14 protein-coding genes are annotated in these 15,580 nt (G+C 69.6%); all 14 read right to left on the bottom strand.

Features of this window, described 5'->3' with window-relative positions; genetic code table 11:
• Positions 1-7: 7 nt before the first annotated feature.
• Entirely contained in the window at positions 8-238 is a 231-nt protein-coding gene (atpE, locus tag ABTX62_RS07375; RefSeq protein ID WP_352115275.1) for an ATP synthase F0 subunit C, read from the bottom strand.
• A 75-nt stretch (positions 239-313) separates the two neighbouring features.
• Positions 314-1,141: a F0F1 ATP synthase subunit A gene (gene atpB / locus ABTX62_RS07380; protein WP_352115276.1), complete on the bottom strand. Its 828-nt coding sequence runs from the start codon at positions 1,139-1,141 to the stop codon at positions 314-316.
• 225 nt (positions 1,142-1,366) lie between these two features.
• Complete coding sequence (locus tag ABTX62_RS07385; protein WP_352115277.1) at positions 1,367-1,804, bottom strand: Cg1360 family ATP-synthase-associated protein; 438 nt, start codon at positions 1,802-1,804, stop codon at positions 1,367-1,369.
• A 297-nt stretch (positions 1,805-2,101) separates the two neighbouring features.
• On the bottom strand, positions 2,102-3,445 hold the full coding sequence (locus ABTX62_RS07390) for an MraY family glycosyltransferase (RefSeq protein ID WP_352115278.1): 1,344 nt from the start codon (positions 3,443-3,445) through the stop codon (positions 2,102-2,104).
• A gap of 129 nt (positions 3,446-3,574) precedes the next feature.
• On the bottom strand, positions 3,575-4,813 hold the full coding sequence (gene glyA, locus ABTX62_RS07395) for a serine hydroxymethyltransferase (protein WP_352115279.1): 1,239 nt from the start codon (positions 4,811-4,813) through the stop codon (positions 3,575-3,577).
• Between the two features lie 68 nt (positions 4,814-4,881).
• Positions 4,882-5,562, bottom strand: a complete 681-nt coding sequence (locus ABTX62_RS07400; RefSeq protein ID WP_283972405.1) for an arsenate reductase/protein-tyrosine-phosphatase family protein — start codon at positions 5,560-5,562, stop codon at positions 4,882-4,884.
• Positions 5,559-6,206, bottom strand: coding sequence for an L-threonylcarbamoyladenylate synthase (locus ABTX62_RS07405; protein WP_352115280.1), 648 nt, complete (start codon positions 6,204-6,206; stop codon positions 5,559-5,561). Before ABTX62_RS07405 ends, ABTX62_RS07400 begins: the two co-directional genes overlap by 4 nt.
• Positions 6,207-6,276: 70 nt before the next feature.
• Positions 6,277-7,122 (bottom strand): peptide chain release factor N(5)-glutamine methyltransferase, encoded by an 846-nt coding sequence (gene prmC, locus ABTX62_RS07410; protein ID WP_352115281.1) that lies wholly within the window; start codon positions 7,120-7,122, stop codon positions 6,277-6,279.
• Positions 7,123-7,161: 39 nt separating this feature from the next.
• Positions 7,162-8,238: a peptide chain release factor 1 gene (gene prfA / locus ABTX62_RS07415; protein WP_352115282.1), complete on the bottom strand. Its 1,077-nt coding sequence runs from the start codon at positions 8,236-8,238 to the stop codon at positions 7,162-7,164.
• A 106-nt stretch (positions 8,239-8,344) separates the two neighbouring features.
• A complete protein-coding gene (gene rpmE, locus ABTX62_RS07420; RefSeq protein WP_031140670.1) occupies positions 8,345-8,566 on the bottom strand; it encodes a 50S ribosomal protein L31 in 222 nt (73 codons plus the stop codon).
• 196 nt (positions 8,567-8,762) lie between these two features.
• Positions 8,763-9,899, bottom strand: a complete 1,137-nt coding sequence (locus ABTX62_RS07425; RefSeq protein ID WP_352115283.1) for an LCP family protein — start codon at positions 9,897-9,899, stop codon at positions 8,763-8,765.
• A 207-nt stretch (positions 9,900-10,106) separates the two neighbouring features.
• Complete coding sequence (locus tag ABTX62_RS07430) at positions 10,107-11,894, bottom strand: trypsin-like serine protease (RefSeq protein WP_352115425.1); 1,788 nt, start codon at positions 11,892-11,894, stop codon at positions 10,107-10,109.
• 136 nt (positions 11,895-12,030) lie between these two features.
• On the bottom strand, positions 12,031-14,076 hold the full coding sequence (gene rho, locus ABTX62_RS07435) for a transcription termination factor Rho (protein ID WP_352115284.1): 2,046 nt from the start codon (positions 14,074-14,076) through the stop codon (positions 12,031-12,033).
• A 402-nt stretch (positions 14,077-14,478) separates the two neighbouring features.
• A complete protein-coding gene (thrB, locus tag ABTX62_RS07440) occupies positions 14,479-15,408 on the bottom strand; it encodes a homoserine kinase (protein ID WP_352115285.1) in 930 nt (309 codons plus the stop codon).
• Positions 15,409-15,580: the final 172 nt, after the last annotated feature.

Below are 15,580 nucleotides of genomic sequence, written 5' to 3' on the forward strand. Positions count from 1 at the left end.
TCGGTGATCAGTAGCCGTAGACGAACGGCATGACCAGACCGATCAGGGCGAGCGCCTCACAGAAGGCGAAGCCGAGGATCTGGTTGGCGCGAATCAGGCCGGCCGCCTCGGGCTGGCGGGCAAGAGCCTGGGTGCCGTTACCGAAGATGATGCCGACGCCGACACCCGGGCCGATCGCGGCGAGGCCGTAACCGATGGAGCCGAGGGAGCCGTCGACAGCAGCAAGCATCTGGGACATGCCAGTTCTTCCTTCTCTTTACGGACCGGTGGGGGTTGGCCACCGGACGATTGGGGGTCGGTGGAGGGCGCCTGATCAGTGGTGCTCGGCGAGAGCGCCCTGAATGTAGGTGCAGGTCAGCAGAACGAACACGTAGGCCTGAAGCGCCTGGATGAACAGCTCGAAGGCGGTCATCACGATGACCATGACGAACGAGACACCCGCGTAAGCGATCCCGATGCCGTTCAGCATGTACCAGCTGGCAATGGTGAACAGAAGCAGCAGAGTGTGCCCGGCGAACATGTTCGCAAACAGTCGCACGGCGTGCGTGAACGGCCGGATCAGCAGGTTCGAGAAGAGCTCGATCAGCATGGCCAGCGGCAGCACCGCGCCCAGCGACTTGTCGTAGCCGGTGACGTTCTTCCAGAAGCCGACGAAGCCGTGCCGCTTGAAGGTCAGCGAGACCCACAGGACGTAGACGATCAGCGCCAGGACCAGCGGGTAGGAGATGATCGAGGTGACCGGGAACTGGGCGACCGGAATGATCGACCAGAGGTTCATCATCCAGACGAAGAAGAACAGCGAGACGACCAGCGGTACGTACTTCTCGCCTTCCTTCTTGCCGATGGTCTCGTAGACGACTCCGCGCCGGATGAAGTCGTATCCGGTTTCGGCGACCATCTGGAGCTTGCCGGGGACGATCTGCGGCCTGCGGAAGGCGGCCCAGAAGAAGCCGACGATGATGATCGAGCCGAGCAGCGCCAGCAGCATCGTCTTGTTGAAGTACACGTTGCTGTCGCCGTCGCCCAACAAGGGCTGGAACAGGAACGAATGCAGGCCCGGGGACACGTCGGCGAAGCCACACCCGTCGAAGAGGTGGCAGTTGGTGTCGAAGGCGAGCACCTGCGTCGGGTCAGCACTCACCGCGGGCTCCTTCAGCGTGGCGCATAGGTACGGCAACCTCGTTGTGTCGGCGCGGCGCAGGGCCGCGGTTCGGCACGGGACTGGTGTTACGGATGTGGGGGCGGCTTTGGGGCATCTTGCCTCGCGATAGAGCAGGCGTCAGCTCAGATGCCCGCGCCCGCGATGCCGCAGTTGGCACCGGACGATAGCAGGAGATCTCACGCCTCTTTATCCCGGCCCTACCCCTCACGACGAGTGCCCCGACTTGTCGGGCTGCGCGCCCGTCGTCGACTCGGGCTCGACGTAAAGAATCTTGGACTTCATATGAGCAAGCGTCTGCGCGACGATCCACGCCAGAGTGCCTGCGACCAGCGTGAAGGCGAAAGCCCTCGGATGGAACAGCGTCGTGTTCTTGAAGGCCGCCATGAAGATGAACAGCAGCAGGATCTGCGCCGCGTAGAGCATCAGGCCCATCGCCTGGAACAGGTGCGGAAGCGATTTGGCGGTGCGCTGCAAGACATAGAGGCCGATCCCCATGAAGAGGATCACGATGAGCGTCGCGACGACAGCCCCGATCGCTCCCTTGCCACCGGCAACCACGCCACTGACGACGGCTGCAACGGCACCGACGGCAGCCGTGGGCACGGCAGCCTGGGCCAGAATCCGGGCGTCATTGGACGGCATGGCGGCAACTCCGCTTTCGCAGGGGGCAGGGGTGTCGTCATGGACGAGCGTAGTCCCGGGCTGAGTGGAGTCCTCACGCCAATGGACCGTCGCACTGCGGTCCTTCGGCTCTATCCGGGGGTTCTCGTGAACCGTATCACAAACTATTTGATGCAGTCTTTACCTGGAGGTGTGCGGACTGTCACACATGAGAGTGAACCTGCGCGTCTGAGCGGGAATCTCGCCGAGATGTCTGGTATTGGGGCACTTCGCACCCCCATCACCAGCCCACGACTTGGCAATGCTCTCGTCAGATTCTTACCTTGTCCCCGCCTTGCGCCGGTCGGCCATGCGCGAACGGGGGCCGATGGCGGTCGCCCCGTTGACGCCGGAGACCCCGGACACCACGGGGGTGCGGTCCTCGGAGCCGGCGGCGGGCTGGTCCGCCGGGGTGGCCGGCATCGACGCCTCGGGTGAGACGGCCGCGACCGAGCCGCGGCGCCGGTAGCGCGGCGGCACGAAACGCTCCATCCAGCGCGGGGCGCGCGGCCGGAAGCGCGGCAGCAGAAGCAGCAGGAGACCGATCGCGCTGAGGAACACGACACCGAGCACGATCCACATGGACGCCGAGTTGACCGAGTAGGCGAGCGCGCCGAAGGCGATCAGCGCCGACCAGAAGTACATGATCAGCACCGCGCGGCTGTGCGAGTGGCCGATCTCCAGCAGCCGGTGGTGCAGGTGGCCGCGGTCGGCGGCGAACGGGGACTGGCCGCGCCAGGTGCGCCGCACGATCGCCAGGATCAGGTCGGCGGCCGGCACCGCGATGATCGTCAGCGGAAGCAGCAGCGGGATGTACACGGGGACCGTCTGGTGCACGGCCTCCTTCTCGGAGCCCACGTACAGGTTGAGCGCGTCCGGGTCCACCTGCCCTGTGACGGAGATCGCGCCCGCGGCCAGGACCAGGCCGATCAGCATCGAGCCCGAGTCGCCCATGAAGATCCGCGCCGGGTGCATGTTGTGCGGCAGGAAGCCCAGGCACATGCCCATCAGGATCGCCGAGAAGAGGGTGGCCGGGGCGGCGGCCTCGATGCCGTACGAGTACCAGATGCGGTAGGCGTACAGGAAGAACGCCGTGGCCGCGATGCAGACCATGCCGGCCGCGAGGCCGTCCAGGCCGTCGACGAAGTTGACCGCGTTGATGGTGATGACGACCAGCGCGACCGTGAGCAGGGTGCCCTGCCACTGGGTGAGCGCGACCGAGCCGACACCCGGGATCGGCAGCCACAGGATCGTCAGACCCTGCACGACCATCACGCCCGCGGCGATCATCTGGCCGCCCAGCTTGATCAGGGCGTCGATCTCGAACTTGTCGTCCAGCACACCGATCAGCCAGATCAGGGCCGCCCCGGACAGCAGGGCCCGGGGTTCGTTCGACGTCTCGAAGACCTGGTTGAGGTTGGTCAGGTGGTCGGCGACCAGCAGGCCCGCGCACAGACCGAAGAACATCGCGATACCGCCGAGGCGCGGAGTGGGCTCACGGTGCACGTCGCGTGCCCGGATCTCCGGCATCGCTCCGGCCACGATCGCGAACTTCCGTACCGGCCCTGTCAGCAGATACGTCACCGCGGCCGTGACACAGAGCGTCAGGAGGTATTCACGCACGGGCTTCCCCACAGGTCTCGCTGGCCATCTCAGCCCCACACCCTAGCGATGCGCGCATATGAGTGGGGACTTCCGGGTAGCGACGATGGTTGCACGTTCAGCTGTGCACCCTGGTGCGCTTACCCCGACTCAAGCGGGATACGGCGGAAATCGACCGGCCAGCTCCCGCACATCTTCACGCGCTCTCGAGGTCTCCGTCACGCCCCGGAGCACCCCGGCGAGCAGCCCGGCGATCCGCACCATCTCCGCCTCGCCCATGCCCTGCGTGGTGGTCGCGGCCGTGCCGAGCCGCAGTCCCCGGTCGTCGCCGTGCGGCAGGGCACAGCAGTCCATGACCAGGCCGGCCGCGGCGAGACGGCCCCGGGCGGTGCGTCCGTCGACGCCGAGCGGCGCCGGGTCGGCGGTGATCAGGTGGGTGTCCGTGCCACCGGTGGTGACGACCAGTCCCTCGGCGGCCAGCCGGGCCGCCAGCACCCGCGCGTTCGCCACCACCTGATGGGCGTACGCGGCGAACGCCGGTGTTGCCGCCTCCCCGAACGCGACCGCCTTGGCGGCGATGGTGTGCATCTGCGCGCCGCCCTGTGTGAAAGGGAACACGGCCCGGTCGACCCGCTCGGCCAGCTCCGCGCGGCACAGGATCAGGCCGCCGCGCGGTCCCCGCAGCACCTTGTGGGTGGTCCCGCAGACGATGTCCGCGTACGGGACCGGATTGGGGGCCGCTCCCCCGGCGACGAGCCCGAGGGGGTGCGCGGCGTCCGCGATGAGGTACGCGCCCACCTCGTCGGCGACCTCGCGGAAGAAGGCGTGGTCGAGGTGGCGCGGGTAGGCGATCGAGCCGCACACGATCGCCTTGGGCCGGCGCGTGCGGGCCAGGGTGCGCACCTGCTCGTGGTCGATGAGCCCGGACTCGGCGTCCACGCCGTAGCCGACGAAGTCGAACCAGCGGCCGGAGAAGTTGACGGGCGAGCCGTGGGTGAGATGCCCGCCGTGGGGCAGGCCGAGCGCGAGGACGGTGTCACCGGGGCGCAGGAGGGCGGCGTAGGCGGCCAGCACCGCCGAAGAGCCCGAGTGCGCCTGGACGTTGGCGTGGTCGGCGCCGAACAGGGCCATGGCCCGCTCGACGGCGACGCGTTCGGCGACATCGACGATCTCGCAGCCGCCGTGGTGCCGCGCCCCGGGGTAGCCCTCGGCGTACTTGTTGGCCAGCGGTGAACCGAGGGCGGCCAGCACGGCCGGGGAGCAGAAGTTCTCGGCGGCGATCAGCTGGAGCGTGGTCGACTGCCGCTCCCGCTCCGCGAGCAGGAGGTCGGCGAGCTCGGGGTCCTGGCGGCGCAGGACATCGGCCTCGATGGCAGGGATGACCGTCATGGTGGGCTCCGGGCGTCGACGGTGACGTACGACCAATGTAGGCCCGGGGCGTTCTCAGCGCTCGGTCGTCACGTCCGTGCGGGGACGCCCGTGAGGGCCGTGACGACCGGATCGAGTGCCTGGTGTATCTCGTCCCCGATCGACCGGAAGAACGTCAGGGGAGCGCCGTACGGGTCGTAGACCTCGTCGGCCTCGGCGGTCGGCGCCAGGAGCCACCCGCGTAGAGCGGCCGCGGCGCGGACCAGCGCACGCGCGCGGGCGACCACGCCGTCCTCCAGGGGCGGCAGGGTCGCCGGGTCGATGGCCTTGACCAGACGGGTGAACTCCTTGAGCGTGAAGGTGCGCAGACCCGCCGAGTGCCCCATGGAGATGACCTGCGCCCGGTGGTCCCGGGTGGCGGTCAGCACCAGGTCGGCGCGGATCACGTGCTCGTCGAGGAGCTCGCGCCCGGTGAAGCCGGAGGCGTCCGCGCCGAAGTCGGCCAGGACCGTCTCCGCGTGGGCCTCCATGGATGCGCCCTCGTGGCCCCAGGTGCCCGCGCTCTCCACGATGAGCCCACCGCCGAGGATGCCGAGGCGCTCCGCGACGAAATGACGGGTCAGCCGCTCGGTGATGGGTGAGCGGCAGACGTTGCCGGTGCTGACGTGGAGGATGCGGAAGCTGTCGCGCGGAAGTCCCACGAAGGTCGTCGTGATCTCCGCCGCGCTTTCCCCGTTGCCTATGCCACGCCCCGATCCAGGGGCCGTCAATTCGCCACCTCGAGGTCGGGTACGACCTTTCGCAGCTCGTCCGCCGAGAGGGCGCCCGCGCGCAGCAGCAGCGGCACCTCACGGGTCACGTCGACGATCGACGACGGCACGTTGCCGGGGGTCGGACCGCCGTCGAGGTAGACGGAGACGGAGTCGCCCAGCATCTCCTGCGCGGCGTCGCAGTTCTCCGGCGCCGGGTGGCCGGTGAGGTTGGCGGAGGATACGGCCATGGGGCCGACCTCGGTGAGCAGCTCGATGGCGACGGGGTGCAGGGGCATGCGCACGGCGACCGTGCCCCGGGTGTCCCCGAGGTCCCACTGGAGGGACGGCTGGTGCCGGGCGACGAGCGTCAGGGCGCCCGGCCAGAACGCGTCGACCAGCTCCCAGGCCAGCTCGGAGAAGTCCGTGACGAGGCCGTGCAGCGTGTTCGGGGAGCCGATGAGGACGGGGGTGGGCATGTTGCGGCCCCGGCCCTTGGCCTCCAGCAGGTCGGCGACCGCCTCCGAGGAGAACGCGTCGGCGCCGATGCCGTACACCGTGTCCGTCGGCAGCACCACGAGCTCGCCACGGCGGACGGCGGACGCTGCCTCGCGCAGACCGGTCACTCGGTCGGTCGCGTCGTTGGTGTCGTATCGCCGTGCCATCTTTAGCTGGCCTCCTCGTACACGTGCTGCTGGGATGAAGTCCGCGGGGACCGCGGGGTGCCGGGTGTGCTCACGGCAGGGCCTTGCGGGCCGTGGCGAAACGCGGGCGGTTGTTCAGGTCCGGGTGGTCCGCGGCGTCGGTCCAGCCGCGGTCCTCGGCGAAGATCCACGGAACCTGGCCGCCCTGGGTGTCGGCGTGCTCCACCACCACGACGCCGCCGGGGCGCAGCAGCCGGTGCGCGGTGCGCTCCAGGCCGCGGATCAGGTCGAGGCCGTCCTCGCCGGAGAACAGAGCCATGCCGGGGTCGTAGTCCCGTGCCTCGGGGGCGACGTACTCCCATTCGGTGAGCGGGATGTACGGCGGGTTGGTGATGACCAGGTCGACCTGGCCGTCCAGGTCCGGGAAGGCCGTCAGGGCGTTGCCCTGCCGCAGGTCGACCCTGGACCCCTCGACGTTCTGGCGGGTCCATTTGAGGGCGTCCTCGGACAGCTCCACGGCGTGCACGCGCGAGCGCGGCACCTCCTGGGCCAGGGCGAGCGCGATGGCGCCGGAACCGGTGCACAGGTCGACGATGCACGGCTCGACGACGTCCATCGCCCGTACGGCGTCTATGGCCCAGCCGACCACGGACTCCGTCTCGGGCCGCGGCACGAACACCCCGGGGCCGACCTGGAGTTCCAGGTAGCGGAAGTAGGCGCGCCCGGTGATGTGCTGGAGCGGCTCGCGGGCCTCACGGCGGGCGATGACCTCCCAGTAGCGGGCGTCGAAGTCGGAGTCCTTGACGGAGTGCAGCTCGCCGCGCTTGACGCCGTGCACGAACGCGGCGAGCTCCTCCGCGTCGGTGCGCGGCGAGGGCACGCCGGCGTCGGCGAGCCGCTGGGTGGCCTGGGCCACCTCCGCGAGCAGCAGGTTCACGCAAGTCCTCCGTATTACTCGTACGTGCTCGTGCGTGCCTTACGCAGCCGCCAGCTTCGCAGCCGAGTCCGCGTCGACGCAGGCCTGGATGACCGCGTCGAGGTCGCCGTCCAGAACCTGGTCCAGGTTGTACGCCTTGAAGCCGACGCGGTGGTCCGAGATGCGGTTCTCCGGGTAGTTGTACGTGCGGATCTTCTCGGAGCGGTCGACCGTGCGGACCTGGCTGCGGCGGGCGTCGGCAGCCTCCCTCTCGGCCTCCTCCTGCGCCGCCGCGAGCAGCCTGGAGCGCAGGATACGCAGTGCCTGCTCCTTGTTCTGCAGCTGGCTCTTCTCGTTCTGGCAGGAGGCGACGACTCCGGTGGGGATGTGCGTGATGCGCACGGCGGAGTCGGTGGTGTTGACGGACTGCCCGCCGGGCCCGGAGGACCGGTAGACGTCGATGCGCAGATCGTTGGGGTTGATCTCGACGTCGACCTCCTCTGCCTCGGGCGTGACGAGCACACCGGCCGCGGAGGTGTGGATACGGCCCTGGGACTCCGTCGCGGGCACGCGCTGCACGCGGTGCACGCCGCCCTCGTACTTCATCCGCGCCCAGACGCCCTGGCCGGGCTCGGTGGCGCCCTGGCCGCCCTTGGTCTTCACGGCGACCTGGACGTCCTTGTAGCCGCCGAGCTCGGACTCGGTGGCGTCGATGATCTCGGTCTTCCAGCCGACGCGCTCGGCGTAGCGCAGGTACATGCGCAGCAGGTCGCCGGCGAACAGCGCCGACTCGTCGCCGCCCGCGCCCGCCTTGATCTCGAGGATGACGTCCTTGTCGTCGCTGGGGTCACGCGGGACGAGGAGAAGCCGCAGCTTCTCCGTCAGCTCCTCGCGGGCCTTCTCCAGCTCCTTGACCTCGGCGGCGAACTCCGGGTCGTCGGCGCCCAGTTCGCGCGCGGTCCCGATGTCGTCGCCGGTCTGCTTCCAGGAGCGGTACGTGGCGACGATCGGGGTGAGCTCGGCGTAACGCTTGTTCAGCCTGCGCGCGTTGGCCTGGTCGGAGTGGACCGACGGGTCGGCGAGCTTCTTCTCCAGGTCGGCGTGCTCGGCGACGAGTTCCTCGACGGCCTCGAACATCTTGGGCTCCTGTGAACGGACGGGGGTGAAGGGCGGGCGACCAAAAACGCCGGTCCCGGAGCGCCCGGTGAAGGGGCGCGTCCGTGGACCGGCGAATTGAGGCTCGCTACTTCTTGGAGCCGGCGGCCTTGCCGAAGCGGGCCTCGAAGCGGGCCACACGGCCACCGGTGTCGAGGATCTTCTGCTTGCCCGTGTAGAACGGGTGGCACTCGGAGCAGACATCGGCGCGGATGGCGCCGGACTCGATGGTGCTGCGGGTGGTGAACGACGCGCCACAGGTGCAGCTGACCTGCGTCTCGACGTACTCGGGGTGGATGTCGCGCTTCAAGGTGTCTCCTAGGTTCGGGAGGGCGCCGGGTCGCCGCCGCGGGATGCGGGAGCGTGAACCGGAGCCGACGTACCAGTCTGCCAGGACTGGGGCCTACTCCCAAAACCGGGGGTTGCCGGTGTTTGTTCCCCGGGAGCCGCACGGGGCTGGTTGCGCCCGCGCGGCGGAGCCGCACATCGATACAGCCCCGCGGCCCCTACGGGGCGCTGACGACGCCCTTGGCCTCGCCCGTGGCCGATCCGGACGTCGCCGACTTCGGGATCGGTCTGTCGTCCTCCAGCGCCTGCCAGATCCGGTCGGCCTTCTTCTCCCGGAGCAGGACGCGGTTGGGGTCGGCCGGGTCGTAGGCCACCGGCATCGTGATCATGCGCATGTCGGACGGGCTGATGCCCTGGAGGCCGTGGGCGAAGGACGCGAGCTTGTTGACCGAACCGAGGTCGGAGTCGGTCGTCACGGCCTTGGTCGCGGTTTTCGCCAGGTCGACCAGCTTCTGCGGGTTCGAGAAGACGCCGATGTCCTTGATCTGGTTGACCAGGGCCTTGATGAAGGCCTGCTGGAGCTGAATGCGGCCCAGATCGGAGCCGTCGCCGACGCCGTGTCTGGTGCGGACCAGGCCGAGGGCCTGCTTGCCGTCCAGCGTGTGGGTGCCGGCCTTCAGCTTCAGGTGGCTGTCGGGGTCGTCGATGCTCTTGGTGGTGGTGATCTCGACGCCGCCGAGGTCGTCGATGAGTTCCTGGAAGCCGGAGAAGTCGATCTCCAGATAGTGGTCCATGCGCAGGCCGGTGATCGACTCGACGGTCTTCACGGCGCAGGCCGCCCCGCCGGTGGAGTACGCGGAGTTGAACATCACGCCGCGGGCGGCGGGGTGCTCGTCGCCTTTGGTGTCCGTGCACGAGGGGCGGTCGATGAGGGTGTCGCGCGGGATGGAGACCACGCCGGCCTTCTTGTGGCCCTTGTAGACGTGCACGATCATCGCCGTGTCGGAACGGGCGCTGCCGTCGTCGGTGCCGCCGCCGAGCTTCTTGTTGCCGCCGGCGCGGGTGTCGGAGCCCAGGACGAGGATGTTCTCGGAGCCGTTGTCGGCCTTCTTGGGCCGGTCCGTGCCGAGGGCCTGGTCGATGTCGACGCTCTTGAGGTTGTCGTTGAGCTCGAAGTACATGTACCCGGCCCCGACGCCGCCCAGCACGACGATGCCCGCGGCGGTCCACGCCGTGATCATCAAGCCCTTGTGACGCTTCTGGGGCTTGCGGCGCCGGCCCTTGCCGCGGTGACGCGCTCCGTCGGTGCCGGTGTCGCCCGGTATGCCCGGGCCCGGCGTGCTCTCGGCAGACATGGACTCCTCAGCTCTTCTACGGTCGGTTACCCCCTGCGCTCAGTGCCAGACGCGGCCGGAAAAGACCCTTCCTCGCACTATCGTCGCTCCGCCTGGTCAGACGGGGAAACCCGGGGAAGGGTTGCACGACGCACTGTGCCCACCGTGTGGAACGGTGGGCACAGTGCGTGTTCGTCACTGCGGGGTGAGCCCCGCTCACCTGCGGTTTCAGCCGAAGATGTCGTACTGCTTGAAGTCGGTGCCGACGGACTTCCTTGTGGCGAAGATCTCGCTGGTCCCCTTGCCCGTGCCCGCGTACAGGTAGAGCGTGCCGCCGGGGGTGCGGGCCAGGAAGTCGGCCTTGCCGTCGCCGGTGACGTCACCGGGCGCGTCGAAGGCGTTGTAGCCGCCCCACGTGCGCACCTTGACCCGGGCCGAGAAGGCGCCCGAGCCGGCCTTGCCGGTGCCCTTGTAGAGGTACAGGTAGCTGCCCGACCTGCTGCGGGCGATCAGGTCGGTCTTGCCGTCCCCGTTGAAGTCGCCCTTGCCGCGCACGGAGTTGTACTGGTTCCAGCCGGTGCCGACCTTCACGCGGGGCGCGAAGGCGCCGTTGCCCTTGCCCGGGTAGATCCACAGGGCGCCCGCCGAGTCGACCGAGAGCAGGTCGGGCAGGTAGTCGCCGGTGACGTCACCGGGGGTGATGATGCGGGTGCGGCTCTTCCAGTTGTCGGCGATCCGCTTGGTGGACCAGGTGCCGCTGGAGATGACGTAGTGGGTCCAGAAGACGTCGCCGTCGCTGCTGCGCCGGTAGACCAGGTCCTGGTAGCCGTCGCGGTCCAGGTCCGTCTGCAGGACGACGTTGACGCCGTTCCAGTTGCCCCAGGACTGGCGGGCGGCGAACGAGGTGCCCTTGGAGTCCTTGGAGTAGCCGGTCTTCGTGGAGGCCTTGCGCACCCAGAGGTCGGCCTTGTGGTCGCCGCTGATGTTGGTGTCGTCGAGGCGCGGGTAGGCGGCGCCGACGTACGAGCTGACCTTGGCGAAGACGCTGTAGGCACCCTGCGCGACGCAGTCCGTCACGCCCCAGGACACGACACCGACGATCCGGTTGTTGACGACCAGGGGGCCGCCGGAGTCGCCGTTGCAGGCGGAGACGGTGCCGGCGTCGCTGCCGGTGGCGGGCTTGCCCGCGCAGACCATGTGGCCCTTGACGAAGTCGCTGCCGTACGCGCCGGAGCAGGTCGTGTCCGACTGCATGGGCAGCGTGGCGGTCTTCAGCGTCTCGGAGATGTCGTCGCTGGTGGAGCTGGTGCGGCCCCAGCCGTAGACCTTGGCGCTGGTGCCGGCCTTGTACGAGGTGGTGTCGCCGGAGGTGGTCATCCGGATCGGGGTGGCCTTGACCGGGACGGGCAGGGTCAGCACCGCGATGTCGTTGTCGATGGTCGTCGCGTTGTACGACGGGTGGTTCCACTGCCGCCAGACGCCGGTGACGGTGCCGCCGTGCAGGTCGGTGCCGTCGGCCGAGGGCAGCTGGGCGGTGCCGGTGACGACGGCGCCGTTGGCGTTCCAGTTGTAGCCCTTGACGCAGTGCGCGGCGGTGAGGATCTTCGTCGGCGCGACGACGGCGCCGCCGCAGAAGAAGCCGATGTCGTCGCCGGTGGTGGAGGTGCCCCGGTCGTCGTAGTAGTGGAGCTGCGTCATCCACGGTGCCGTGCTGATGGTGGTCTCGTTGCCGCCGATGACCTTCGGGTCGATGCCGCCGGCGACGGTGCCCGCGGTGAGCGCGGCCTTGCTCGTCTTGCCGGCGACGTCGTCACCGGCCATGGCGCCCGCGACGCGCTTCTCCAGCTCGGCGAGCGACGGCGAGCTGGTGACGGGCTTGACCGTCGGCTGCGGCAGCGGGGTGGCCGCACCGGCGGACGTCGTCAGCAGCGCGCCGGCCACGGCGGCGGCGACGCCGGCCGCGGCGACGGGCAGTGCGATGCGTATCCGGCGTCTGTGCCGACCGCCCCCGGGCATGGGTGTACCCACGTATGTCCCCCCTTGGGATCACAAGTTCGAAGAGAGCGTGATCCTACCCGCACACCAGCAGCACAAAGGGCCGCCCCCGTTCGGGAGCGGCCCTCTTGTGCGGTTCTTACCGGATCGACCTGCCTCAGTCGCCGTTGCCCGGCGTGGGGGTGGTCTTCTGGATCTGCATCAGGAACTCGGCGTTCGACTTGGTCTGCTTCATCTTGTCGAGCAGCAGCTCGACCGCCTGCTGCTGGTCGAGGGCGTGCAGCACCCGGCGCAGCTTCCAGACGATGGCGAGCTCGTCGGGGGCGAGCAGGATCTCTTCCTTGCGGGTGCCGGACGCGTCGACGTCCACCGCCGGGAAGATGCGCTTGTCCGCGAGCTTCCGGTCGAGCTTGAGCTCCGCGTTGCCGGTGCCCTTGAACTCCTCGAAGATGACCTCGTCCATGCGGGACCCGGTGTCCACCAGCGCGGTGGCGAGGATGGTCAGCGAACCGCCGTCCTCGATGTTGCGGGCCGCACCGAAGAAGCGCTTCGGCGGGTACAGGGCGGTCGAGTCGACACCACCGGACAGGATGCGGCCGGAGGCCGGGGCGGCGAGGTTGTACGCACGGCCCAGGCGGGTGATCGAATCGAGCAGCACGACCACGTCGTGGCCCAGCTCCACCAGGCGCTTGGCGCGCTCGATGGCGAGCTCGGCGACCGTGGTGTGGTCCTCGGCCGGGCGGTCGAAGGTCGAGGAGATGACCTCGCCCTTGACCGACCGCTGCATGTCGGTGACCTCTTCCGGACGCTCGTCGACGAGGACGACCATCAGGTGGCACTCGGGGTTGTTGTGGGTGATCGCGTTGGCGATCGCCTGCATGATCATGGTCTTGCCGGTCTTCGGCGGGGCCACGATCAGACCACGCTGGCCCTTACCGATCGGCGCGACGAGGTCGATGATGCGGGTGGTGAGGACGCCCGGGTCCGTCTCCAGGCGGAGGCGGTCCTGCGGGTACAGCGGCGTCAGCTTGTTGAACTCCGGTCGCCCGCGCCCGGATTCGGGTGCCATGCCGTTGACGGAGTCCAGGCGCACCAGCGCGTTGAACTTCTCGCGCCGCTCGCCGTCCTTGGGCTGGCGCACGGCACCGGTGATGTGGTCGCCCTTGCGCAGGCCGTTCTTGCGGACCTGGGCGAGGGAGACGTACACGTCGTTCGGGCCGGGCAGGTAGCCGGACGTGCGGATGAAGGCGTAGTTGTCGAGGATGTCCAGGATGCCCGCGACGGGGATCAGGACGTCGTCCTCGTTGATCTGCGGCTCGGAGGCGATGTCGTCGCGGCCACGACGGCCCCGGCGGTCGCGGTAGCGGCCGCGACGCCCGCGCCGGCCGCCCTCGAAGTCGTCGTCGTCCTGCGGCTGCTGCTGGCCGCGGTCCTGACGGCCGCCGCCCTGGCTCTGCTGCTGGCCGCGCTGGCCGCCCTGCTGGTCGTCGCCCTTGCCACCGCGGCGGTCGCGGTCCCGGTCACGGTCCCGCCCGCGGTCGCGGCGGTCGCGACGACGGCCCTCGCCCTCACCGGCGTCGGACTTGGCCTCGTTGCTCTGCGACTGCTGCGTCGACTGCGTCTCGGCCTTGGAGTCGTTCTTCGCCTCGGCGACGATGGTCTCCGTGGCGGAAGCCGGGGCTCCGGCCTCGGCGGTGGCCCGGCGACGGCGGCGCTCGGGCGCGTCGTCTCCTCCGCGCTCGTTCTCGCTCGGCCGGGAGGCGCCTCCGGCGGGCTGGCCGGGGATCTCGATCTGCTGCTGGGCGACGGCCTTGTCGGCCTTGTCCGCGGGGGCCTGTGAGGCCTCCTTCGCGTCCGCCTTCTTGTCCGCCTTCTCGGCGTTGTCGCCCGTACGGGTCCGCGAGGTGGCGCGGCGCTTGGGCTTGGTCTCGGCGGGGGCGTCGGCCTTGGCGGCCGGAGCGGCGCCGCCGGACGCCTGCGCTTCCTTGATGACCTCGATCAACTGGCTCTTGCGCATACGCGCGGTGCCCCTGATGCCGAGGCCGGATGCGACCTGCTGCAGCTCGGCCAGCACCATGCCCTCGAGGCCGGTGCCACGGCGCCGCCGGGAGCCGGCACCGCTGGCAGGCGCGGAGGCGTCCGTGGCGGGCGCGGCAGCGGTCTCCTCGACACGTGCGCCCATCAGATCGGTGGTGTCGCTCACGAAGGGTCCTTCCCTGGAGCGGACGTCGGCCTGTCTGGCTCGGCGACCGGTTGTGCTGTCCGGCTTCGGTCCGTGTGGTGTGAACCGTGCCGGGGCGGTGGTCCGCCTAAGCGGCGGAGGAATCTGGTGATGGCGCTTCCTTGAGCCGTGGCACCCAGTGTCAGTGTCACGCGGCGTGGTCGCACCGGTTCCGGAGCATGCCCTGCGCCCCGCTCAATGTCCTTGTACGGCGTACGGTCCGACGTACGGAACACAGTGCGGTTTGGGGGGCTCCCGGAAGAATGTCTGTCCCGGACGGGGACACGAGGCACCTCGCCATGGTGGGGTCGGGTGCAGACTTGAGGTTAACACTACCGGATCCAACAAACATTCCCCCTCTCGAAATCCGGCAATCGCGCGCTTTCAGATGTCACCGGGGGTCGCGAGCGGCAGCACGCTCGCGCCCTGCTGATCGAGGCGCAGCCGGTTCGCGGCCCAGTCCGCGCCCGCCAGGGCCTCGACCTTGTCGGCGGTGTCCGCGTCGGCCAGCGCCATGACCGTCGGTCCGGCCCCGGAGATCACCGCGGGGATGCCGTCGCCCCGCAGCCGCTCCACCAGTGCCGCGCTCTCGGGCATGGCGGGGGCGCGGTACTCCTGGTGCAGACGGTCCTCGGTGGCGGGCAGCAGCAGTTCGGGGCGCCGTGTCAGGGCCTCGACGAGCAGGGCGGCCCGGCCGGCGTTGGTGGCCGCGTCGACATGCGGCACGGTGCGCGGGAGCAGCCCGCGCGCGGTTTCGGTGAGGACCGGCTTTCCGGGAACGAAAACCACCGGAACGATGGAAACCGAGGGCTCCATCCTGATGGCGCGCGCCGCGCCGCCCTCCATCCAGGACAGCGTGAAACCGCCGAGCAGGCACGCCGCGACATTGTCGGGGTGGCCCTCGATCTCGGTGGCCAGCTCCAGCAGCGCGGCGTCGTCGAGCTTGGCGTCGGCGCCTATCGTCACGGCGCGGGCGGCGACGATCCCGGCGCAGATGGCGGCCGACGAGGAGCCGAGGCCCCGTCCGTGCGGAATGCGGTTGGCGCAGACGATCTCCAGACCGCGCGGCTGCCCGCCCAGCAGGTCGAACGCGGTGCGCAGGGAACGTACGAGAAGGTGCTGCTCGTCGCGCGGGAGGGTCTCGCTGCCCTCGCCCGCGATGTCGATGTGCAGCCCGGAGTCGGCCACCCGGACGACCACGTCGTCGTACAGACCCAGCGCGAGGCCGAGGGCGTCGAAGCCCGGGCCGAGGTTGGCGCTGGTGGCGGGGACGCGCACCCGGACGGCGGCGGCGCGGAACGCTGGACCGGCCATCGCTCGATGACTCTCCTTGAGCTGCGGTGATTGTCGAATGACGTTCAGTGGACATTCGATGCCGTACGAGAACCCTGGGGGCCGCTGCCCGGCCGCGGTGGCCGGCCGTTGTCCCGGCCGCGGAGACGGCTCGGCACCGCGCTCCCTGCGGAGGCATATGCGGCGGGCGGGT

The sequence above is a fragment of the Streptomyces sp. NPDC096046 genome, from assembly GCF_040303285.1.
Classification (GTDB): Bacteria; Actinomycetota; Actinomycetes; order Streptomycetales; family Streptomycetaceae; genus Streptomyces.